This window comes from Lentimonas sp. CC4, from assembly GCF_902728235.1.
In the GTDB taxonomy this organism is placed as follows: domain Bacteria; phylum Verrucomicrobiota; class Verrucomicrobiia; order Opitutales; family Coraliomargaritaceae; genus Lentimonas.
In genome coordinates this window covers 585,749-605,679 of the sequence record NZ_CACVBO010000001.1, presented here as the reverse complement: position 1 = coordinate 605,679, position 19,931 = coordinate 585,749, and the positions used below count along the sequence as shown (strand labels likewise).

The following is a 19,931-nucleotide window of genomic DNA, read 5'->3' as shown; positions in this document are numbered from 1 at the left end:
CTCATTACCAAAGACTAACTTGCTGCGCCATCTACGGACTTCGGCGAGCTCAGTCGTGCCGCAGACCTCCGTCTGACTCCTTACTTGCTACGCCATCTACGGCAGACCTCCGTCTAACTCCTGAATATAGGTCCTGTCGGTTGTTTTTATCGGAGCGTGGCTTTTTTGGCGACAAATACGGGGGATTCGATTTATTAGCAGCTATGTTTACAGGAATCGTAGAAGAAACGGGAACGGTGGTTTCCTTCGAAGAACAGCAAAATTCATGGCGTTTGGTATTGGCCGCTGAAGTGGTGACTAAGGATTTGCAGATGGGCGATAGCGTTGCGGTCAATGGTTGCTGCCTGACTGCGGTCGCATTTGATGCTGGGCGTATCGAGTTTGACTTACTCGGCGAGACGAAGCGCTTGACGTCGATTGATGGCGTTGGGCCTGGTGGTAAGGTGAACCTTGAGCGCGCCTTGTTGCCGAGCACACGTATGGGCGGGCATTTTGTCTCGGGGCACGTCGATGGCACGGGAGTGATCGAGGCGATCGAGCCGCGCGGTAAGGATTTCTTTTTCCGAATTAAACCAGATGCCGATAAGCTGAAATATATCGTGAGCAAGGGGTGTATTACTGTGGATGGTATATCGCTTACAGTCTCGGAAGTGGATGAGGAAGGCTTTGCGATTTGGCTGATCCCACACACCATGGAAGTCACAAATCTACATACTAAGAAGGTCGGAGATCGTGTGAATTTGGAATACGATCTGATTGCGAAATACGTAGAGAAGTTGTTCGCGCCTGTTGGGTAGCGGCGGTGCCTAGTCTTACTAAGATTGAGCTTGATAAAGAACGATTGCTGGTAGCGGCGTGCATCGTGCGCAGCATGCGTTGCCTTCGTTCCGAATTTGATGGGGCGCAGCGACGCACGCCGCTAGCACGACAAATTGGCATCCAAAAAAAGGCGACTCAGTTGAGCCGCCTTTTTTTTGAATCGAATGCAGAGCCTTGTTTATTTTCCTGTGGGAGTTGCTGCGCTGTCTGGCATGGGGATTGGGGCAAACGTCGCCACTGTCTTATCATTTTTAATGAATAGCAGATTGCCGTTCGAGGCGTTGGTGAGCGTGGAGCCCTCTAGGCTTTGCAGTAGTATGCGTGCAAATTGGTCGAGTGGCTTCCCTGAGTTCTGAATCAGGGTGAATGCTCCGACTACGTTTTTATCCACTGGTGCGCTCAGCGTATTTTGTTGGCCAGCGAACAGTAGGTATTTCTCGTTCAGTTTTAACGTGGCGGTTACATTAATGCCGATCCCCGAATTCGTCAGGGATTTGAGCGCGTAGAGTCCAGTGACGGGTGAACTGTTTGTGGCACAGCCGCTTAGCAGGGCTAGAGCGATGGCGAGAATACTGATTTTGAATAAATGCATGTGCTCGTGGAGGCAGCTACTATTCTTTGGAAGCCGAAGTCTCTGGCTCGACATCGACGTATTGGAAGACGGCAGTTACTTTACGCTTCTTCGTGAAGGTAAGCTTGCCGCGCCCGTCGAGTTCAAATTCGGAGCCTTCGAGTGCGCCGATCAGATCGGACTCAAATTGCATCATGTTGGGAGGACCCGCACGGCGCGTTGTGATCATTTGCCCGATTTCGTCATCTTCGATGGGTGCCTGCCATTGGTTGACGGGGCCAGAGCCCGCGATACTGGTATCGCGCACGTGCATAATGATAGGCTCGTCGATCGTGGCGTCTGAGCCTGTCAGTGAGAGCAGTGCGTAGTTCCCTGCGATCGATTTTGGAGTGCTTGCGCAGCCTCCGAGGAAGAGTGCTGTTGCAATGAGTAAAAGGGCTTTAAGTGTGTTCATAGTCGTGAAGGTTAAGTGAAGTCTTTTGAATGGCAAATTCAGAAATGACTTGAGCGGCTCTTAGTCAGTGGTGAGTTCACTTTGTTCAGTAATAGCTGAACTGATTGCGTATGAGCAAACTTATAGAATGTGGAGTGTGTCCGAGAGTGTGAGCCAGATGCCGACGCCAATCAGGATGGCTCCGGTGAGGTTGACTGCCGCATTTTGTAAGTGTTGAATTCGTTGCAGTGCCTTACTGGCTTTGGCTGCGCTCAGTGCCAGTAGTAGTGCGATGACGCCGACAGGGAGTGCGGTGCCAAGCCCGTAACTGGCAACTAGAAGCGGTGGGAAGTTGGATGTCATTGCGATCGGCATTAGTGAGCCGAAGAATAAGGCCGCTGATACGGGGCAAAAAGACAGCGCAAAGAGCCCGCCGAGGCAGAATTCGCCCAAGATCCCATAGCGGGTCAATTTATCCGCGAATTGAGCATTCCCTAATCTGAAGTTTGCGGGGATCGGTAGCAGTCCGACGACCGCCATGCCGGCAAGGATCAGAATGGGGCCGATGAGGGGGACGATTTCATTACGCAGAAAGCTGGAGAGTGTTGGCATCGAGGTGAGGCCAGTCATCAGGATGGTGGCTAGCCCCATGTAAACCACTACGCGCCCGAGGGTGTAGGCGATGGCTCCGGCACATGCGCGGCGTTTGTTGTGTGCCTTGCGTGCCAGCAAGGAGACGGCCGCGACATTCGTCGCTAAGGGGCAAGGGCTGATGGATGTGAGAATGCCCAACCACAGCGCCGTGGTTGCCGCAATGAGTTCGTTTGTCATGATCTTAGATTCAGGAGTTAGAAGTCAGGAGGTAGGAGTTAGCGTTTCTGTGTCAGAGACTGACAATATAATTGATGATCTGAGACTACCTTCTGACTACTACCTTCTAACTACTCTTTTTAGGATGATTGAGGTCTCAGGAACTCCCGCACGGAAGAGGTGATGTAAGCTTTAAATGCTTCCGGTTGGTCGAGCAGTTTCCACACATCATCGCGCTTTTCCCAACGAATCACTTCCTCTGACGTTTCTTCGCTGATGACGACGGTTTTAAATGCGATGTCGTAGTCGCTCGTGAAGTGCTCGTTCTCAGGTCGGTCTAGGTTCAGCGTCTGAAAGCGCACGCGCCCCGCCGCGAGCTCCTGCGCGAAGGACTCTTCGACCGCTGCACGTGTGAGCGTCTCGATGTTCAGACAGGATGTGCAGCGCACATCGGTGGTGAAGTAAGTGATGAGGATCGTTAGTGCGGTGGATGACGCAGGAACTTGGGTGCTTTGAGTGAGTTCGGCTGTGGCTGGAACAGTGATTGTTTGTGATGCAGGCTCCTGGTTGCGAGTCCAAATCGAATAAGCCATGGAGCCAACGGCGAAGGTGATGAGGATCGTTTGCAGGAGTTTTCTCATGACTATTGGAGCATGCTTTTCAGTGCTTCTTGAGTGGGGACTTTACCCGCAACTTTGACTTCGCCATCGACCACCATGGCTGGAGTGATCATGACTCCGAAGTCGGCGAAGCGCATCATCTCAGTGATTTTTTCGATTTCGTAGTCTAAGCCGAGTGCGTCGGCCGCTTGCTTGGTGGCTTCCGCCAGTTTGTTGCATTTGGCACAACCCGTGCCGAGGATTTGTATGGTTTTCATGGTGGCTATTGATCCTTAAACGATCTGTTGGTGGATACTCCTCCAGTCGTCGAGATTGTTGAGCATGATGGAATCTTCGATCGGCGAGTCTTCGGGCAGGCCATTTTCGGCCAGCATTTTACTGCGCGAGCCTTCGGCTTTTTTACGCTCAGTGACGATGCTATTCACTTTGCTGATGTTTTGCGGAGAGAGATCCGCACCTTCCTGTTCGCGAATCCATGCCTCAAATTCTAAATATGAGGGGCGTGACTCCATGATGAACGCACGAGCGGCGTCTGGTTCTATTTGTAGTCCTTCGAGCACCATGAAATCGAAGCCGGGACGGATGTCCTTATAGCCTGCGGGCAGGTTCCCGGAGGCCGCGAGCAGGGTCTTCAGCCAAAGGCGTGGGAGGTGCTTGATGCCGAGTGGGCCTTCTGTTCCAGAACTGATGAGTGGGATGATGTTTTCCATAACGAGACAGATATTAGTTTACGCGAGTTTACTTTGCAGGGAACCAATGCTTTGTTTTATTGGCAATTTTAACGAGCGCCAGCATTACTGGCACTTCGACGAGCACCCCGACAATCGTAACCAGCACAACGGGCGATGAAGCTCCAAAGATAGTAATGGCCACAGCCACGGCTAACTCAAAGAAGTTAGATGCGCCGATCATTCCAGCGGGTGCCGCAACATCATGGCGAAGGCAAAGCTTTCGGCTTGCGAGGTAGGCGATAAAGAAAATCAGAACCGTTTGCAGGATCAGAGGGATCGAGATGAGTAAGATATGGAAGGGGTTCTCAAGAATGATGCCGCCCTGAAAGGAAAAAATGAGCACGAGCGTGAGGAGTAAGCCCACAATCGTGATATTATTAAACTTTGGCAAAAAGCGTTCATGGAAATACTGGTCGCCATGTTTCTGGATGACGTAGTGGCGTGTCCAGATGCCGCTCGTGAGCGGAATGACGACGAACAGTATGACCGAGAGGAAGAGCGTGTCCCAAGGGATGCTCACTCCAGTGATACCGAGAAGAAACACCACGATGGGCACGAATGCGACGAGGATGATGAGATCGTTCGTGGCGACTTGAACAACGGTGTAGGCTGGGTTGCCGCGTGTGAGGTGACTCCATACGAACACCATGGCGGTGCAGGGCGCAGCGCCGAGGATAACGGCTCCGGCGACATAGTCTTTGGCCAGTGCCGGATCGATGAATGCACTAAATAAGACATGAAAGAACAACCAAGTGATGCCGAACATGGTGAACGGCTTGATAAGCCAGTTCACTACCCAAGTGACATACAGCCCTGTTGGCTCCTTACGGACGTTCTTCAAACTGGTGAAGTCGACCTTCATCATCATCGGGTAGATCATCAGCCAGATTAAACCCGCGATCGGTATTGAAACTTTGGCGTATTCAAATCGGGAGAGCACCTCGGGGATTTGTGGTAGGAATTTTCCGATCAGCACGCCAGCAACCATGCAGAGCGCCACCCATACGGTGAGGTTCTTTTCAAAGAAGCTGATTCCAGCAGGTGGGTTGTCTTGTTCTTTCATGATAGTCGCCTGTTGCTTATTTTCCTAATGCTTTCTTGTGGGAAGCAAAAGAGTGATGCCTGAGGTGAGTGCAAGAAAGAGAGCTGAACCGATCAGAGCCCATAGTATGCCGCCCCATTGGAAGAGGAGCCCAGAGAAGAGGGTTCCGATTAAACGCCCCATCGCATTGGCCATATAATAAAATCCCACATTCACCGCTGCTTTATCATCATCGGCATAATCAAGGACTAAGAAAGAATGCACGCTTGAGTTCAGTGCAAATACGGCACCAAAAAGAAGGAGGCCTCCGACGATGGTAATATGCGGTGCGATATTTTGAGAAAACAAGACAGCGATCAGGGTCATGATTGCAGTCAGCATGAATGAGATCGTGAGCGCTGCTTTGCCGCCGGGGGCATGACCTTTGGTGAATCGTTTCAGAATGGCGGGGGCACAGGCTTGCACTGCGCCATAGCCGATGACCCAGCAGGCCATAAAGGACCCGACTTGAGTGAAACTCCATTCAAACGTGGTTGTCAGAAACACAGGGATGGCGACCACAAACCAGATATCGCGGGCGCCAAAGAGGAATACGCGGGCGGCTGAGAGAATTTTAATCTCTCTTTTTTGGTCAAACAGCCCCTGCAACTTGCTCTTTACTTTTGTAACGCCAATCTCTTTGGGTAAAAAGAGCAGCGAAGACACGAGCGCGAGTAGGATGATTGCGGCAAGCACCCAAAGCGCGCAATCAAAGCCTAGTTTATACAGGAGGTATCCACCTACAAAAAAACCAGCACCTTTAATGGCGTTTTTAGATCCTGTTAATATAGCGACCCACTTAAAGAGTGAGGAAGGTTGGTCTTTGGGGATCAAGTATTTGATCGCCGTTTTTGCACTCATTTTGGTGAGGTCTTTGGAGATCCCTGAGAGTGCTTGAATCCCCATCACAAAGGGGATCGCTATTTTAGGTGCCCATTCGGGATTCATGAAGGTCAGCCCAATCAGCGCGATTGGCTGAAGGGCGAGTCCCCCGATGAGGGTCGATTTCAGTCCAAAGCGCTGGGCGCCCCATCCACCAAATAGATTGGTGATGATGCCGAAGAACTCATAAAATAGAAACAGAAATGCGAGCGTGGTCGGTGCATAGCCTAACTCATGAAAATAGAGTAGGACCAGCATACGCAGAGCCCCATCGGTCAGCATAAACGACCAATAGGCTCCGGTAACCACCGCGTAGGAGCGGAGCTGATTCATTTGCTAAGTCGCGCAATTTTTGCACAGAAATCAGCCATGCGGTTCACATAACCGATTTCGTTGTCATACCACGCGATAATTTTTAGCTGTGTTCCATCATTTACCATGGTGGAAGGCGCATCAATAATCGAAGAGCGGATATCATCTTTAAAATCAACCGATACCAACGGACGTTCTTCATACCCCAAAATATCTTTGAGATAGGTTTCCGAAGCCTCTTTTAGCAGCGCATTGACTTCTTCAGCGGTGGTTTTACGTGCGACTTCAAACACACAATCGGTGATTGAAGCATTCAGTAGAGGAACGCGCACCGCCAAGCCGTTCAATTTGCCCTTCAGTTCAGGGTAGATCATTGTAATCGCGGTAGCCGATCCGGTGGTGGTCGGGATCAGTGACTGAGAGCAGGCGCGGGCGCGGCGCAAGTCTTTATGCGGCGCATCAATAATCGTCTGCGTATTGGTAATGTCGTGGATCGTAGTGATCACGCCATGCACAATTCCCAGTTTTTCTTTAATCACCTTTACGACAGGAGCCAGGCAGTTGGTGGTGCAGGATGCGGATGTTACTAGATCGTGTGCCTCTGGATCATACTGGTCATCATTGACGCCATAAACGACATTGAAGGCACGTCCTTTTACGGGTGCAGAGACGAGCACTTTAGGCACCCCATGATCGTAATAGGGTTGGAGCGAGGCTTCATCTTTAAATTTCCCTGAGCATTCGACCACGATATCGATTCCCGTCACATCAATGTCTTCGGGTGTTGCAGCATTGCTGAACCGAATCTCCTGGCCATCGACACTGATCGTTTCGCCTGCGACTGAAATCTTTCCAGTTCCCCACTTCCCGTGAACCGAATCAAATTCCAGTAAGTGAGCCGCCGTAGAGGCGCCACCTTTCAGTTCATTAATCGCAACAATATCAAATTCATCATTACCAAAGGCGGCTCTAAAAAAGAGACGTCCCATTCTACCAAACCCATTGATTAATACTTTTTTCTTAGCCATTCTATTTTCCTGTTTGTTCATTATTTGTGACTGAACGGATTGTAATTATTCAGCAGGGGAAGACGCGCGTGCCGCGTTCAATGCTTCGCGGTAGCCGAAGGCATAGGCTTCGAAGACGAGTTTAATGCCGTCGCGGATGCGGCGGAAGGCGTCGATTTCGCTTTCACCTTCGCGTCGTGCGTGAGGGGGATCTTCAACGCCCCAGTGGTAGCGATTCACTTGTTCCGGGAACGTTGGGCAGACTTTATCGGCATTGCCGCAGACCGTGATCACTGTGGTGATGCCCTTATCAAGATATTGATCGAGGTGGTCGGAGGTGTGGCCTTCGGTGCTGATGCCGAGCTCTTCAATGGCTTGTAGTGCGAGCGGGTGGACAGCGCCTTTAGGTTTAGAGCCAGCGCTGAACACCTCGAAGATGTCGCCAGCGGCAGCGCGTAAAATGGCTTCGGCCATATGACTGCGGCACGAGTTGCCAGTGCAGAGGATGAGGACTTTTGGTTTGGACATTGAGTTGTTGGTTGTTCGTTGAAAGTTGTTAAAGTTCTTGGGAGGGATGGCCTCCGCGCCGTCCGCCGAGCCTAAGCACGTAGCCTCAGTAAGGACGAGGCGGAGCTCGTCCCTCCCGCTAAAGATACTGAGCCAACGCGTTGAGCAGGTAGCCGGTAAAGATGATGGCGAGTGTGGTGATGCCGAAATAGATGCCGATGAGCTTTAGGTTCATCGTCCGTCGCAGCATGATCGCTTCGGGCAAACTGAGAGCAGCCATGGCCATCATAAAGGCGAGCGCAGTGCCGATGGGGATTCCTTTTTGGAAGAGCACGACCGCGATCGGCACGATGGCGGCGCAGCTACCATACATGGGCACGCCGAGTGTGGTGGCGATGGGGACCGAGAATATTCCAGTCTTTTCCATCAATGCGTGGATCATTTCCTGTGGCACGTAGTTGTGGATGAAGGCTCCGATGCCGACACCGACTAAAACCCAAATCCAGATCTGCTTGATCACGCTGATCGATTCGTTCCAACCGTAGCGGAGTCGTCCGGTCAAAGTATAGTCTGTTGGACCGCTTTCAGATTCAGCGGCGTTGATGATGTCTTGCTCTAAGTTTTTTTCGAGGCGCATCTTACCCAGCAAGGCTCCGGCCACGGTGCCGATGAATAGGCCACTTCCGACATAGGCGATCGTGATTGGGATGCCGAAGGAACCTGCCATAAGCACCACGAGATATTCGTTGATAATCGGTGAGGTAATCAGAAACGAAAAAGTCACGCCCAGCGGCACGCCGGCTCGTAGTAGGCTAATGAAGATGGGGATGGAGGAGCAGGAGCAGAAGGGCGTAATGGCTCCAAACAGCGCGGCGACCAAGTTGCCCCAGATGCCACCGCGGCTCATCCATTGCTTGAGCTTCTGTTCGGGCAGCCATGTGCGCAGCACCCCGATCACAAAGATCATGGCTGCCAGTAGCAGAAAGATCTTGATGGTGTCGTAGAGAAAGAAGTGAACGGCGCCGGCGAATTTCGATTCGGCGTCCATCCCGATCCATTCGTAAACGACGAGATTGATGAGTTCGGTGAGCATGTGGGTGAAGCCTCTCTGGGAGTGAGACAGACATTCTTGTCTGTCCTTTTAAGTCGCGATGACAGACAGGAATGTCTGTCTCACTTCGTAACTAGCAGCACTTGCCGCCTTTGCCGTCGTCGCCCGAGCAGCAGCTGTTCTTGGCCTTTTCGTCGGCTTTTGCTTTCATGCTATTGTCCAACTTAGTGAACATACGGGTGAAGAAACCTGTCTTAGTTTCTGGTTTCAGGTTGTTGGTGGATTGGTTCTGTTCGTTCATGGCGTTAGTTCGGAAGTGACACAGACATTCTTGTCTGTTTGCGGTGGAGTGGTGACTCTGGGTGGCTGACTCTGCTGTGACAGACAAGAATGTCTGTTTCACTTAATGGCTAGCAGCAGGCGGTATCGCCACAGACGGATTTTGGACAATCGCTGGTGCTCTGGGCGAGAGCGTCGACGATTTTTTGACGTGTGATGAGGTCTTGTTGAAGTTGGTTACACTCGACGCAATCAGCTTTGAGTAAGTAGGAGAGGTTCGATTTTAGCAGTCCGTCGATTGGTAGGATCAGGCTGTAAATCATCCAAGTGCCTTCGCGTTTGGCTTCGATGATGCCGAGTTGCTTCATGCCGGCGAGTTGCTTGGACATTTTAACCTGCGTGGCCTCGAGGATCTCCTGCAAGTGGCACACGCAGAGCGGGCCTGCATTTAGGAGGTTGATGATACGGAGTCGCTGTGGATCAGCGATGCATTTGTAGATGTCTGAGGCTTCCATTGTGCAATATATATTCCACTTGTGGTATATACTGTCAATGGTATATTGTGATTGCCGGGAAATTCAGCAATGTATGTGCGTGTGGCTTACGCGGTGTGAAAGAATTTCACGTAAAGGTAGCCGACTGTCATAATGATGAAGAAGGCCAGGCCGCTCCAGCTGAGGACACGTAGCCATATGCTGGGGCGTTGATCGACTGGCACGTTGTCGCCGCTCATCACTTTGAAGTTGATATACGCGAGCACGGGCGAGGTGAGGAAGGAGACGACTGCGGCAAAGCTGAGTAGTTGCAGCAAGTTTTGGACGAAAAATAGAACAACGACTGAGGCGGCTATGGCTGATACGCTGATCCAGATGCAGTGAATTTTGCTGAAGCGTTTTGGATCGAGGTCGCCGATCAGGCTGCAGCACGCAGCTAACGAGCGTGGATATCCATCGAGGCAGGTCAGCGTGGTGCTGAACATGGTGATAAAGGCTGCAGTTAAAATTAAATAGTGTGACCAGCTGCCAATTGTTTGGGTGTAGAGGTCGACGAGTTGCTTGGAGAAGCCGATACCGCTGGCCGAAAATGCCTCGCCTGTGCCGTGCATCACGAGCGCGCCGAGGCCGACGAAGAGGACAGCGAGCACGACTGCCGAGCCATAGCCGATGTAGAAATCGATGGAGGATTCTTTGACAGTGGCGAAGTGCCCAGTTTGTTCTTTGCGGCTAAACATCCAAAGCGAAGACCAGGCAGAGAGGTCGATTGGTGCAGGCATCCATCCGAGCAGGCTGATGATGAATGCAAAGGATGCCCACTGGTAAGGGCTGCTTGCGACAAAATCGGCTGCCGGTGCCGTTTGATTTGGAATCGCAACTGCAACGGCAGCGAGGGTGCCGATCGCGAGCACCGAGATGATGACCTTTGCCAGCCCATCGAGTAGCTTGTAGTGGCCGAACAGTAAGAGTAGAGCGCAGATGATGATGATTGCCACGGTGAGGTGTGACATTGCGACGGAAGAGAGTCCGTAGCCGGATAGAAGCGCGCCGCTGAGCATCCCGACACCTGCGATATTGATGGTGCCGGTGAGCACATTGATGGCGGCGAAGATCCAGACATAGCCGATGCCATTGCGTTTATAGCCCGCGAGTAAACTCTCACCAGTGGCTGCGGTGTAGCGTTGCCCGTAGAGAAAGAACGGGAACTTGAGTAAGTTTGCGAGGAGGACGAGCCAGAGCAGCGACCAGCCAAATTCAGCGCCAGCACGTGTGGACCAGACCAGATGTGAGCCACCCACGGCGGCACAGGCCACTAAGATGCCAGGGCCAATGGCCTTCCAGAGGTTGCTCGAACGGTTCTGTGTGGGGGACGCTTCATTCATCGCTGAGACAGAGTGCGAGCGATGCGGGGCTTGGCAATGTTATAGGGGGAAGGGGTGAAGTGAAGTGAAGTGAAGTGAAGTGAAGTGAAGTGAAGTGGCACAGACATTCTTGTCTGTTACGTCAGAGTCGTGACTCTGATCGGGCTGACTCCGCTGTGACAGACAGGAATGTCTGTATCACTTTCGGGAAGAATGTCTGTGTCACGTTTGCTATTTGGGGAGATGTCGCTAGCTGTGGGGGATGGCTGTTGAGTCGTTGAATACTGAAGTGAAGATTCGCTCGCGGAATTTACCTCATTGGACGCGTGATGGTGCGGTGTATTGGGTGACGTTTCGACTCGCTGATTCGTTGCCTCAAGAGAAGGTGACTCAACTGAAGGCTGTGCGCGAGGAATGGTTGCTACAGCATCCCGAGCCATGGAGCGTTGAAGTGCGACGGGAGTATGCGACTCGGTTTACGAAGCAGGTGCAAGCATGGCTGGATGCTGGGTATGGTCAGTGCGATTTAGCTCGGCCAGACGTGCGTGCGGAGGTGCGGGATTGCTTGCTGCGCTTTGATGGAGTGCGTGTGCGTTTGCATTCGGCGGTGATTATGCCGAATCATGTGCATGCGGTGATGGAGCCTCTGGGCGAGCATCAGTTGGCTGTATTGTTGAAGGGGATTAAGGGTGCGAGTGCTCGGTTGGCGAATACGACGCTCGGGCGAGCTGGTGTGTTTTGGATGGATGAGTCGTATGACCGTATCGTGCGAAGCGAAAAAGAGTATGCCTATTTCTTACGCTATATTCGTGAGAACCCTGTGAAGGCTGGGTTGCGAGAGGGGGCGTATTGGCTCTATTTTAGGGAGTGAGCGATGAAGTGATACAGACATTCTTGTCTGTTACGTGTGAGAGGCGACTCTGATCGGGCTGACTCCGCTGTGACAGACAGGAATGTCTGTGTCACTTGTGTGAATGATCCGCTGATTCGACGAGCCGCGGTGGGCTAGGTTTCGGTCGGCTAGGTCTTGCACGAAGGGGCCGTCAATCAGGACGTCGACTAGGTCGACGATCGCGCGTTGTGGCTCGGTTAGGTTCTCGGCGAGGTAGCCGGTCCATAGCCAGATGTCTTTGCCGGGGCACTCGGCTTTGACGCGTTGGCAGAGCGCGAGCACGGATTCGCAATTTCCAGGAAAGAGCGGATCGCCGCCGCTGAGCGAGAGCCCTCGTCGTCGGATGCGGGTGTCACTGAGGTCGGCGATGATTCGATCGGCTAGCTCATCGGTAAACGGGTGCCCCGAGTTTGGGCTCCAGGTGGATTGATTGTAGCAACCTTTGCATCCGTGCGCACAACCAGACACAAACAGCGTGCAGCGCGTGCCGGGGCCGTTGACCACGTCGACGTCGAAGTATTTTTGATAGTTCACGGGGGAATTGAGAATTAGGAATTACGAATTAAGAGTTGGGGCGAGAGCTTCGCGGTGGGTTCTCAGGTTTCAGCCCTCAGCTCTCAAGTCTCTTACAAGTGTTTCACGCGGCGTAGGACTTCTTCCTGTTTGCCGGCGTTGAAGGGGCGGGCGTCGGGGCTGCCTAGGTAGCCGCAGACGCGGCGAGTGACGGAGACGCGTTTGGGGTCGAAGTTGCCGCATTGTGGGCAGGTGAAGCCTTTCGGTGTGCAGCTGAATTCGCCTGTGTAGTTGCAGTCGTAGCATTCGTCGATCGGCGTGTTCGTGCCGTAGTAAGGCACGCGGGTGTAGCTGTAGTCCCAAACGTCTTCGAGTGCTTCGACGTTTTGCTGCATGTTGGGATATTCGCCGTAGCAAATGAAGCCGCCGTTGGCGATGGCGGGGTAGGGCATCTCAAAGTCGATCTTGTCGAAGGGGTTGACCTTCTTCTCTACGTCGAGGTGGAAGCTGTTGGTGTAGTAGCCTTTGTCGGTGACGCCTGCGATGATACCGAATTCCTTGGCGTCGATACGGCAGAAGCGGTCGCAGAGATTTTCGCTGGGCGTGCTGTAGAGGCTGAAGCCGTAGCCAGTTTCATCTTTCCATCGTTCGGTGGCAGCGCGTAGCACCTGTATGATGCGCAGGGCGTGGCGCTGTAGTGTTTCGCTATCGTAAACGTGGGTGTCGTTGCCGAAGAGGGCGTTGACCGTTTCGTGCAGACCGATGTAGCCGAGGCTGATGGAGGCGCGGCCGTTCTTGAAAATGTCGGATACTTTGTCGTCGGGGTTGAGGCGCACGCCGCAGGCACCTTCCATGTAGAGGATCGGCGCGACGCGGGCGCAGACGTTGTCGAGACGCGAAATACGGGCATCGAGTGCCTTCTTTGCGAGCTTGAGGCGCTCGTCGAGAATGGTGAAGAAGCGGCATTCGTCGCCTTTGGCTTCGAGGGCGATGCGCGGCAGGTTGAGGCTGACGACGCCGAGATTATTGCGGCCGTCGTGTTCTTCGCCGTCTTCATTCTCATGGGCGGAGAGGAAGCTGCGACAGCCCATTGGTGTCTTGAAGGAGCCGGTGACTTTGACGACTTGCTCGTAGTTGAGAATGTCTGGATACATGCGCTTGGTGGCGCATTCGAGAGCGAGTTGCTTGATGTCGTAGTTCGGGTCGCTCTTCTTGTGGTTGAGGCCGTCTTTGACTGCGAAGACGAGCTTCGGGAAAATCGCGGTCTTGTGCTTTTTGCCTAGACCTTGGATGCGAATGTTGAGGATGGACTGCTGGATGAGCTTGGACTCCCAGCTTTCGCCGAGCCCGAAGCCGAAGGTGACAAACGGAGTCTGGCCGTTGGCGGTGTGGAGTGTGTTGACTTCGTATTCGAGGGACTGGAAGGCGTCGTTGCACTCTTTGGTGATTTGCGCTTTGGCGAATGCTTCGGCGTCGGCAATGTTCCACTGCTCCGCGGTGGCGAGGTGCTTCTCGTAGCTGGCGGTGACGTAGGGCGCTAGCACTTCGTCGATTCGGTTGATCGTGGTGCCGCCGTAAATGTGACTGGCGACTTGGGCGATAATCTGCGCAGTGACAGCGGTGGCCGTTGCGATGGACTTTGGCTGCTCGATCTCGGCGTTGCCCATTTTGAAGCCTTGCGTGAGCATCCCGCGCAGGTCGATCAACATACAGTTGAACATGGGGAAGAAGGGCGCGTAATCGAGGTCGTGGAAATGGAGCTGGCCGAGGTCGTGAGCGATCGAGACTTCTTTGGGCAAGAGGTAGCGCTTGGCATAGTGCTTGGCTATGATACCGGCGAGCAGGTCGCGCTGGGTCGGGATGACTTTGGCGTCTTTGTTGGCGTTTTCATTGAGCAGGCTGTCGTCGCTTTGTTCAACGAGGCCTTCGATCTCGCGGTTGAGCTGGCTCTTCTTTTCGCGGGCTTGGTCACGATCGTGCCGATATTCGATGTATTTACGAGCGAGTTGCTTGTAAGAACCTTCCATCAGCGCGTTTTCAACGGCGGTCTGGATTTCGGTGATGCAGGCTTGGTAGCGGCCATTGAATTCGGCGCTGATTTTGTAGCCGATCTCTTCGGCGTAGGGTAAGTCATCCATCTGCACAGCGAGGCCTGCTTTGTAGATGGCTTGAACGATTCGTTCGGTCGAGAAGGGCACATAAGTGCCGTCACGCTTGACGACAACAGGCTGTAAATCAGCGGGTTGGAGTTTGAAATCTTCTTCGGCAGGGCAACTAGATATTGTAGGCATTGTTCGAATAAGAACTAGATGTAGTGTTTTTTCTAGTAATATTCGTCGGTTGCTCGGTCTTTGGACGTCGTGGTTTTTGCGGCGATATTTCTTTAATATCGCTGGATCATACGCTTAGAAGATTTCCGGAACTGGTGCGGCTGCTTTGAGTTGCTGCACTTATAAGTGAAGCCTCTTGCAGACCGTTTGTTTTCTAATAGGTCGATGTTACAGGAGCTCGGCGATTGAGCCGAAGTCTGGATCGTAGAGTCGCTTATAGGTGCGCACTGCGAGGCTGTCGGTGAGGCCTGCTGTGAAATCGCATAGGCGGCGATGGCGTCCGGCGGTGGTCGTTTCGTGCTTAAGCAACTCTTGAACTTGCACGGGGAGGATGCGTAGGCCGTGGCCGTCATCGTTGCCGCAGTGCTCGCAGAGTGCTCGGAACAGCTTCTCCAGAATATGGCCACCTTTGAACTCGATCTGTTGGAGCTGTGGGGAGCGGAAAATCAGGTCGAGGGCGATGCGTTTGTAGAGTTTGCTCTCAGCTTTGACATCGGCCGCGATGGTGAGGTCGAAGGCGTGGCGGTTGGTGCGATCGCTAAGGAAGCCGCTGCGCGGGGTGAGTGTGCAACCATGGACGAAACGGCCAATGCGTGCGCCGAAGTGGGACTCGTAGCGGTCTTCGCGGATGACTTGGCAGAGCTTCTCTATGAGCGCGGTTTCGTCTGCGTTGAGATCTTGCGTGGCTGCCCATTCGGTGATGCTGCCGACATTAATATAGCGGGCGTGGATGCCGTCGACGATATCGTTGAGCGAGTAGGCGGTGTCGTCTGCCCAGTCCATGATCTGGCATTCGATGCTCTTAAAGGAGTTGAGCGCTTTGGGGTTGTTCAGCTCTGCAGGGATTTCGTTGCCGCCAAAAATCGTGCTGCGCCAGTTGGCTTGCTCGTCGTAGATGAAGTGGTGTTCGGGGTAGTCTGGCGAGCCGTCTGCCTTCTGGCCGATGCACTCGTGGTGTAGGGCTTTGTATTTCATAACGCCGTCGAGAAAGGCGCGGGTGGGAGCGATCCCTTTGGTCGCGCCGGGGCGTTCGTAGATGAGTTCGGTGAGAATGCGCAGGGTCTGGCCGTTGCCCTCGAATCCACCGTGCTCATGCATGAGCTCGTTGAGTTTACGCTCGCCAATGTGGCCGAAGGGCGGGTGCCCCATGTCGTGCGCGAGGCCGACGGCTTCAGTTAGGTCGGCATCGATGTAGAAGCGGTCGTTGAGTTGGTTGGAGCTGGCACGCAGGTATTCGCAGATGGAGCGGCCGATTTTTGCCACTTCAATGGAGTGGGTGAGTCGTGTGCGGTAGAAATCGTATTCGCCGGATTGGAAGACTTGAGTCTTGGACTGGAGTCGACGGAAGGGGTAGGAGAAAATGATTCGGTCGCGCTCGATTTGGAAGGCGTTGCGATAGTCAGAGTCCGCGACGGGGGTATCTGGAAAGCGCTCGAGGTCGAAGGCGTTATAGAATTTATTTTTCATTCGATTCTGGCTTGTTTGCCTCGAGTAGTGAGCTTACAACAACGCTTTACCTCAATCATGAAATATCCCAAAGCTTCCTTCGTTCTCAGTGCCGTGTGCGCTGGGTTGGTTTTGACCGCATTCAGCTCTACGGCTGAAGCACGTATCGGCGAGTCTAAGTCGATGCTAGAGAAGCGCTTGCTGAGTAGTGGTGGTTTGGCCTATCGGGATGAAGCGATTATTGAAGCTCGACGTGATGGTATGGAGTATGAGGGGTTCTTGGACTATATCGTATCGGATGTGGATGTGCAGGTTTACCATAAATCATCGTCGGAAGATAGTAAGGCGCTGCGCAGTAAGTTTAATGCGAAGCGTATGTTGCCGGGATGGGATTTACACGTGGTGTATGTCAATGGTAAGTCTGTGATCGAAATTTACCAACGCAGTCCGAAGATGACAGAACAGGAGATGAACCTGCTATTGCACTTACAAGGGAATGGGCAGCGTTGGAGAAAAGTTGATAAAGCAGAGCGAGCAGTTGGAGCTGATGTGCCTACTAGTAGTGCGGACAAAAAAGAATTATCAGCCTTCGGTTATCAGATGCTTCGCAATGATGGTGCGGTCCGAGCTAAGAATGTGAGCCGCGGCCTGCTCTTTGTGGATGCTGAGATGGATGCTAAATTTGCGATTGCTCGAGATGATGATCGCAATTCGAGTGCCCCCGAAAGTGTCAAAGGCTTTTAAGTGACCACGGTTCGCACTGATTTTTTTGATTTTGCGGGTTGAAATATCCGTCAGGTGTCGCTCTCTTAGCCCGCTACCCGCTGGAATGCAGAGGTGGCTGTCCTTGCGCCACTTCTGAATGCTGGCTACTAACTTTTTATAAGATTATGGCAAAAGATTGGCTCGAAGGTATCGAAGAAGAATATGACGTCGTCGTCATCGGCTCCGGCTTAGGTGGATTGACGGGCGCGAACTATCTAGCGAAGAACGGACACCGTGTCCTATTGCTTGAGCATCATTACCAATTTGGCGGCTTGGCTACGTGGTTCAAGCGTCCAGGTGGGCACATCTTCGATATCTCGTTGCACGGCTTTCCTTTCGGTATGGTGAAGTCTTGCCGTAAATACTGGACCAAGGAAATCGCCGACTCGATTCACCAGCTCAAGGATGTGCGCTTTATCAATCCGCAGATGAATGTGTGGACGACGTTCGAGCGCGAAGATTTTACCAACATTCTGGTTAACGACTTCAAGGTCGAACGTGAAAAGGTCGAAGGGTTCTACGACCACCTGCGCGCAATGAACTTCTACGACGACAACACCCAGACCACGGGTGAAATGTTTGAAGAGTTTTTCCCTGGTCGCACAGATGTGCACCGTCTGTTGATGGAGCCGATCTCTTATGCGAACGGCTCGCATATCGATGATCCAGCGATCACCTACGGCATCGTGTTCTCCAACTTTATGAGCAAGGGCGTGTTCACCTTCCAGGGCGGCACGGATACCTTGATCAAGAAGATGGTCGCCGAGTTGAAGCACAATGGCTGCGAAGTGCGTAAGTGTGCGCTGGTCGAAGGCATTGATGTGGAAGACGGCAAAGTGGTGGGCGTGCGTATTCGCAGCCAAAACACTGGCGGCGAAGAGTTTCCAATCCGCACGGTGCGTTGCAAGGCAGTGCTCTCCAATGCCAATGTGCGTAACACGATCGAGTATCTCGTTGGCGAAGATAAATTCTCCGAAGACTTCGTTAAAGAAGCCAAGGCGGTGCGTAACAACACCAGCTCTTGCCAAGTGTATATGGGCATCAAAAAGGGCGAAACGATTCCGAATATCGGTGACCTCGTCTTTACATCGCGCGCGCCCGAATACACCATCGGCGAGCTGACTTCGATTCATACCAGCAGCCACACTTTCTCGGTGTATTATCCAGAAACGCGTCCACATCTAAAGGACGAGCGCTACACGGTCGTCGCGTCGCTGAATGCGCGTTGGGACGAGTGGGCAGATCTTACTGATGAACAATACGAGGCCGAGAAGGCGCGTATGTGTGAAGAGTGTGTGAGTAGCTTGGAGACATTCATTCCTGGAGTGCGTGATAAGATTGATCACATCGAAGCGGCGACGCCGCGCACGGTGAATCATTACACCAAGTCGATGCAAGGCACCTCCTTTGGCACCAAGTTCGAAGGCCTCAAGGTCTCGATGGAATTATCCGATCAAATCGAAGGCCTCTATCACGCTGGTTCCGTTGGAATCATCATGTCTGGCTGGCTCGGCACGATGAACTACGGCGTGATCACTGCGAACAAGATCGATAAGAAGTTGTTCGAATTGGCGAAGGGGTAGAAGCGTGTTCGGTGTGTGTGTCGCCATGTTTACTGATTATCCGGTTTTACGTATAATCGTGTGTGATTATACCAAGCACTGACTAAAACTAGTAAAAAGTTTAACTGCAGAGATCGCGGAGTGCGCTGAGGCGATGGCGAGGCCTAGGTGAGATACAGCTGCGTCAGCTCTCTGCGTGCTCCGCGATCTCTAGCGTAGCGGGCGGTCTACAAATACAGCTGAAAAGTATTCACAGTGGTTTTCCCTTCGATGGCTACATACTACCAGAAAATGTGAAAGGATGGTATTATATGCATTTTTGTTTAGGAATGGTATTATTCCACGAAAAAGCCACGGCTCCTTGAGGAGGCCGTGGCTTTGAGAAATGTATCGTTTAAACGAGACTTACCAAACGTATGCGATCGAGAGACCGAGTGTGGTGACGTCTGTGTCGTATTTGTATTTCGAGCCGCCGAAATCGTCTTCTTCGAATTCGTCGTGTGCATACTTAACGAAGGCACCTGTTACCCAGTGCTCTGCAAACTTCCAAGACACACCTGTTTGGAATGCCGAGCAGCCTTCGGAATCACCAGCCGCGTAAGAAGCGGAGTTATTCCATGTCCATTCGTCGTTGATCTTATAGTCTACCTTTACACCGAATACACCGTCAGTCCAATCTGCGTCGTCATCATTGTTGAAGATGTTATTCTTAATGGTCCACTCTTGCTTCGTGTAACGAACACCAGCAAATGGAGTGATAGTTAGGTCGTTTTCTTTGTAAACGACATAACCAACGGTGAACTCAGCGCCGGATTGCTCGAATGTGTTTTTTGTGCGGCCGATAGGAGCTGGTGTGTTTTTCACCGTGTCCTTGGACTCATATTCAACGGAGCTACCGCTGAGGCTGAAGACCCATGTGCCGTTGGTTGCGAACGCAGAACCGCCGAAAGCTTTTTCGATGTCGCTGCTGTCGTAGTCGACGTCAAGTTTAGCGTCGTCGAATTTAGCATCGCCATCATAGCTGGTTGCGCCGACTGCTGTGCCAACTCCGTAGTGCCATTCTGCATTCGCTGCTGAAGCGAGAAGCGTTGCTGCTGCAATTGCTGTAAGTGTTTTGTAAGTCATAGTAGTGTTTGGTTGTTGATTGGTTTGCCAAGTGATACGGGCGATCTGACACCGAGAGAGGATGCTACTCTACTACGTTTGTCAAAGCGAAAATCGATGCTCAGATGGGCGTTTTCTATGACGATTAGGTGTCTTTATTTATTGTCAGTGATTCATCTGAAGGGGGGTAGGTCTACGGATTTGCGAGCCTGTGCATGGATTTTTACATTTCTCTAAGAGCGCTCCCCATTCTTCTTCATGTGTATATTACTGATAAAGCTCTATTTAAGGTGCTGCCATCGGCGCTGGAGTCGGCCTCGTTGGTGGCCTGTTCCAGAAGCATCGTGACGAAAAAGAGGCA

22 protein-coding genes are annotated in these 19,931 nt (G+C 52.4%); 4 read left to right on the top strand and 18 right to left on the bottom strand.

Going from position 1 to position 19,931, the window contains the following annotated elements:
- Window positions 1-203 precede the first annotated feature (203 nt).
- Window positions 204-797: a riboflavin synthase gene (locus GZZ87_RS02645; protein WP_162027774.1), complete on the top strand. Its 594-nt coding sequence runs from the start codon at window positions 204-206 to the stop codon at window positions 795-797.
- A gap of 200 nt (window positions 798-997) precedes the next feature.
- Here the strand turns inward: GZZ87_RS02645 and GZZ87_RS02640 are convergent, their stop codons facing one another.
- From GZZ87_RS02640 to GZZ87_RS02575, 14 genes are all read right to left on the bottom strand, one after another.
- Window positions 998-1,411 carry a hypothetical protein gene (locus GZZ87_RS02640; RefSeq protein ID WP_162027773.1) on the bottom strand — a complete coding sequence of 138 codons (414 nt, stop codon included), beginning with the start codon at window positions 1,409-1,411 and terminating at the stop codon, window positions 998-1,000.
- 19 nt (window positions 1,412-1,430) lie between these two features.
- Window positions 1,431-1,844 (bottom strand): META domain-containing protein, encoded by a 414-nt coding sequence (locus GZZ87_RS02635; RefSeq protein WP_162027772.1) that lies wholly within the window; start codon window positions 1,842-1,844, stop codon window positions 1,431-1,433.
- Between the two features lie 120 nt (window positions 1,845-1,964).
- Window positions 1,965-2,654 (bottom strand): aromatic aminobenezylarsenical efflux permease ArsG family transporter, encoded by a 690-nt coding sequence (locus GZZ87_RS02630; protein ID WP_162027771.1) that lies wholly within the window; start codon window positions 2,652-2,654, stop codon window positions 1,965-1,967.
- A 119-nt stretch (window positions 2,655-2,773) separates the two neighbouring features.
- Window positions 2,774-3,274, bottom strand: a complete 501-nt coding sequence (locus GZZ87_RS02625; RefSeq protein ID WP_162027770.1) for a nitrophenyl compound nitroreductase subunit ArsF family protein — start codon at window positions 3,272-3,274, stop codon at window positions 2,774-2,776.
- 2 nt (window positions 3,275-3,276) lie between these two features.
- Window positions 3,277-3,510 (bottom strand): thioredoxin family protein, encoded by a 234-nt coding sequence (locus GZZ87_RS02620; RefSeq protein ID WP_162027769.1) that lies wholly within the window; start codon window positions 3,508-3,510, stop codon window positions 3,277-3,279.
- A 15-nt stretch (window positions 3,511-3,525) separates the two neighbouring features.
- Window positions 3,526-3,963, bottom strand: coding sequence for a DUF5069 domain-containing protein (locus GZZ87_RS02615; RefSeq protein WP_162027768.1), 438 nt, complete (start codon window positions 3,961-3,963; stop codon window positions 3,526-3,528).
- 28 nt (window positions 3,964-3,991) lie between these two features.
- Window positions 3,992-5,047 carry an ACR3 family arsenite efflux transporter gene (gene arsB, locus GZZ87_RS02610; protein ID WP_178106583.1) on the bottom strand — a complete coding sequence of 352 codons (1,056 nt, stop codon included), beginning with the start codon at window positions 5,045-5,047 and terminating at the stop codon, window positions 3,992-3,994.
- Window positions 5,048-5,071: 24 nt separating this feature from the next.
- A complete protein-coding gene (gene arsJ, locus GZZ87_RS02605; protein WP_162027767.1) occupies window positions 5,072-6,280 on the bottom strand; it encodes an organoarsenical effux MFS transporter ArsJ in 1,209 nt (402 codons plus the stop codon).
- Window positions 6,277-7,287, bottom strand: coding sequence for an ArsJ-associated glyceraldehyde-3-phosphate dehydrogenase (locus tag GZZ87_RS02600; protein ID WP_162027766.1), 1,011 nt, complete (start codon window positions 7,285-7,287; stop codon window positions 6,277-6,279). Before GZZ87_RS02600 ends, arsJ begins: the two co-directional genes overlap by 4 nt.
- A gap of 45 nt (window positions 7,288-7,332) precedes the next feature.
- A complete protein-coding gene (locus GZZ87_RS02595) occupies window positions 7,333-7,794 on the bottom strand; it encodes an arsenate reductase ArsC (protein WP_162027765.1) in 462 nt (153 codons plus the stop codon).
- Between the two features lie 118 nt (window positions 7,795-7,912).
- Window positions 7,913-8,866, bottom strand: a complete 954-nt coding sequence (locus tag GZZ87_RS02590; protein ID WP_162027764.1) for a permease — start codon at window positions 8,864-8,866, stop codon at window positions 7,913-7,915.
- 91 nt (window positions 8,867-8,957) lie between these two features.
- Window positions 8,958-9,125 (bottom strand): hypothetical protein, encoded by a 168-nt coding sequence (locus GZZ87_RS02585; protein WP_162027763.1) that lies wholly within the window; start codon window positions 9,123-9,125, stop codon window positions 8,958-8,960.
- Window positions 9,126-9,234: 109 nt separating this feature from the next.
- Complete coding sequence (locus GZZ87_RS02580) at window positions 9,235-9,618, bottom strand: metalloregulator ArsR/SmtB family transcription factor (protein WP_162027762.1); 384 nt, start codon at window positions 9,616-9,618, stop codon at window positions 9,235-9,237.
- A gap of 86 nt (window positions 9,619-9,704) precedes the next feature.
- Window positions 9,705-10,979: an Nramp family divalent metal transporter gene (locus GZZ87_RS02575; RefSeq protein ID WP_162027761.1), complete on the bottom strand. Its 1,275-nt coding sequence runs from the start codon at window positions 10,977-10,979 to the stop codon at window positions 9,705-9,707.
- Window positions 10,980-11,220: 241 nt separating this feature from the next.
- Here GZZ87_RS02575 and GZZ87_RS02570 point away from each other — a divergent pair, with 241 nt between their 5' ends.
- Window positions 11,221-11,829, top strand: coding sequence for a transposase (locus tag GZZ87_RS02570; RefSeq protein WP_162027760.1), 609 nt, complete (start codon window positions 11,221-11,223; stop codon window positions 11,827-11,829).
- 30 nt (window positions 11,830-11,859) lie between these two features.
- On the opposite strand, the gene nrdG is transcribed toward GZZ87_RS02570, so the two are convergent.
- The 3 genes from nrdG to dgt form a co-directional block, all read right to left on the bottom strand.
- Window positions 11,860-12,384: an anaerobic ribonucleoside-triphosphate reductase-activating protein gene (gene nrdG / locus GZZ87_RS02565; protein ID WP_162027759.1), complete on the bottom strand. Its 525-nt coding sequence runs from the start codon at window positions 12,382-12,384 to the stop codon at window positions 11,860-11,862.
- A 92-nt stretch (window positions 12,385-12,476) separates the two neighbouring features.
- Window positions 12,477-14,654 carry an anaerobic ribonucleoside-triphosphate reductase gene (gene nrdD / locus GZZ87_RS02560; protein WP_162027758.1) on the bottom strand — a complete coding sequence of 726 codons (2,178 nt, stop codon included), beginning with the start codon at window positions 14,652-14,654 and terminating at the stop codon, window positions 12,477-12,479.
- A gap of 207 nt (window positions 14,655-14,861) precedes the next feature.
- Window positions 14,862-16,160: a dGTP triphosphohydrolase gene (gene dgt, locus GZZ87_RS02555; RefSeq protein ID WP_162027757.1), complete on the bottom strand. Its 1,299-nt coding sequence runs from the start codon at window positions 16,158-16,160 to the stop codon at window positions 14,862-14,864.
- Between the two features lie 57 nt (window positions 16,161-16,217).
- On the opposite strand from dgt, the gene GZZ87_RS02550 reads away from it, so the two are divergent.
- Both GZZ87_RS02550 and GZZ87_RS02545 read left to right on the top strand, forming a co-directional pair.
- Window positions 16,218-16,883, top strand: coding sequence for a hypothetical protein (locus GZZ87_RS02550; RefSeq protein ID WP_162027756.1), 666 nt, complete (start codon window positions 16,218-16,220; stop codon window positions 16,881-16,883).
- Between the two features lie 146 nt (window positions 16,884-17,029).
- Window positions 17,030-18,487, top strand: coding sequence for an FAD-dependent oxidoreductase (locus tag GZZ87_RS02545; RefSeq protein WP_162027755.1), 1,458 nt, complete (start codon window positions 17,030-17,032; stop codon window positions 18,485-18,487).
- 384 nt (window positions 18,488-18,871) lie between these two features.
- On the opposite strand, the gene GZZ87_RS02540 is transcribed toward GZZ87_RS02545, so the two are convergent.
- Window positions 18,872-19,591 carry an outer membrane beta-barrel protein gene (locus tag GZZ87_RS02540; RefSeq protein ID WP_162027754.1) on the bottom strand — a complete coding sequence of 240 codons (720 nt, stop codon included), beginning with the start codon at window positions 19,589-19,591 and terminating at the stop codon, window positions 18,872-18,874.
- Between the last annotated feature and the right edge of the window lie 340 nt (window positions 19,592-19,931).

Excerpts from the sequence above, each read along its gene's own strand:
- GZZ87_RS02645 (WP_162027774.1), top strand. The coding sequence starts at position 204 with ATGTTTACAGGAATCGTAGAAGAAACGGGAACGGTGGTTTCCTTCGAA.
- GZZ87_RS02640 (WP_162027773.1), bottom strand. The coding sequence starts at position 1,411 with ATGCATTTATTCAAAATCAGTATTCTCGCCATCGCTCTAGCCCTGCTA.
- GZZ87_RS02635 (WP_162027772.1), bottom strand. The coding sequence starts at position 1,844 with ATGAACACACTTAAAGCCCTTTTACTCATTGCAACAGCACTCTTCCTC.
- GZZ87_RS02630 (WP_162027771.1), bottom strand. The coding sequence starts at position 2,654 with ATGACAAACGAACTCATTGCGGCAACCACGGCGCTGTGGTTGGGCATT.
- GZZ87_RS02625 (WP_162027770.1), bottom strand. The coding sequence starts at position 3,274 with ATGAGAAAACTCCTGCAAACGATCCTCATCACCTTCGCCGTTGGCTCC.
- GZZ87_RS02620 (WP_162027769.1), bottom strand. The coding sequence starts at position 3,510 with ATGAAAACCATACAAATCCTCGGCACGGGTTGTGCCAAATGCAACAAA.
- GZZ87_RS02615 (WP_162027768.1), bottom strand. The coding sequence starts at position 3,963 with ATGGAAAACATCATCCCACTCATCAGTTCTGGAACAGAAGGCCCACTC.
- arsB (WP_178106583.1), bottom strand. The coding sequence starts at position 5,047 with ATGAAAGAACAAGACAACCCACCTGCTGGAATCAGCTTCTTTGAAAAG.
- arsJ (WP_162027767.1), bottom strand. The coding sequence starts at position 6,280 with ATGAATCAGCTCCGCTCCTACGCGGTGGTTACCGGAGCCTATTGGTCG.
- GZZ87_RS02600 (WP_162027766.1), bottom strand. The coding sequence starts at position 7,287 with ATGGCTAAGAAAAAAGTATTAATCAATGGGTTTGGTAGAATGGGACGT.
- GZZ87_RS02595 (WP_162027765.1), bottom strand. The coding sequence starts at position 7,794 with ATGTCCAAACCAAAAGTCCTCATCCTCTGCACTGGCAACTCGTGCCGC.
- GZZ87_RS02590 (WP_162027764.1), bottom strand. The coding sequence starts at position 8,866 with ATGCTCACCGAACTCATCAATCTCGTCGTTTACGAATGGATCGGGATG.
- GZZ87_RS02585 (WP_162027763.1), bottom strand. The coding sequence starts at position 9,125 with ATGAACGAACAGAACCAATCCACCAACAACCTGAAACCAGAAACTAAG.
- GZZ87_RS02580 (WP_162027762.1), bottom strand. The coding sequence starts at position 9,618 with ATGGAAGCCTCAGACATCTACAAATGCATCGCTGATCCACAGCGACTC.
- GZZ87_RS02575 (WP_162027761.1), bottom strand. The coding sequence starts at position 10,979 with ATGAATGAAGCGTCCCCCACACAGAACCGTTCGAGCAACCTCTGGAAG.
- GZZ87_RS02570 (WP_162027760.1), top strand. The coding sequence starts at position 11,221 with ATGGCTGTTGAGTCGTTGAATACTGAAGTGAAGATTCGCTCGCGGAAT.
- nrdD (WP_162027758.1), bottom strand. The coding sequence starts at position 14,654 with ATGCCTACAATATCTAGTTGCCCTGCCGAAGAAGATTTCAAACTCCAA.
- dgt (WP_162027757.1), bottom strand. The coding sequence starts at position 16,160 with ATGAAAAATAAATTCTATAACGCCTTCGACCTCGAGCGCTTTCCAGAT.
- GZZ87_RS02550 (WP_162027756.1), top strand. The coding sequence starts at position 16,218 with ATGAAATATCCCAAAGCTTCCTTCGTTCTCAGTGCCGTGTGCGCTGGG.
- GZZ87_RS02545 (WP_162027755.1), top strand. The coding sequence starts at position 17,030 with ATGGCAAAAGATTGGCTCGAAGGTATCGAAGAAGAATATGACGTCGTC.
- GZZ87_RS02540 (WP_162027754.1), bottom strand. The coding sequence starts at position 19,591 with ATGACTTACAAAACACTTACAGCAATTGCAGCAGCAACGCTTCTCGCT.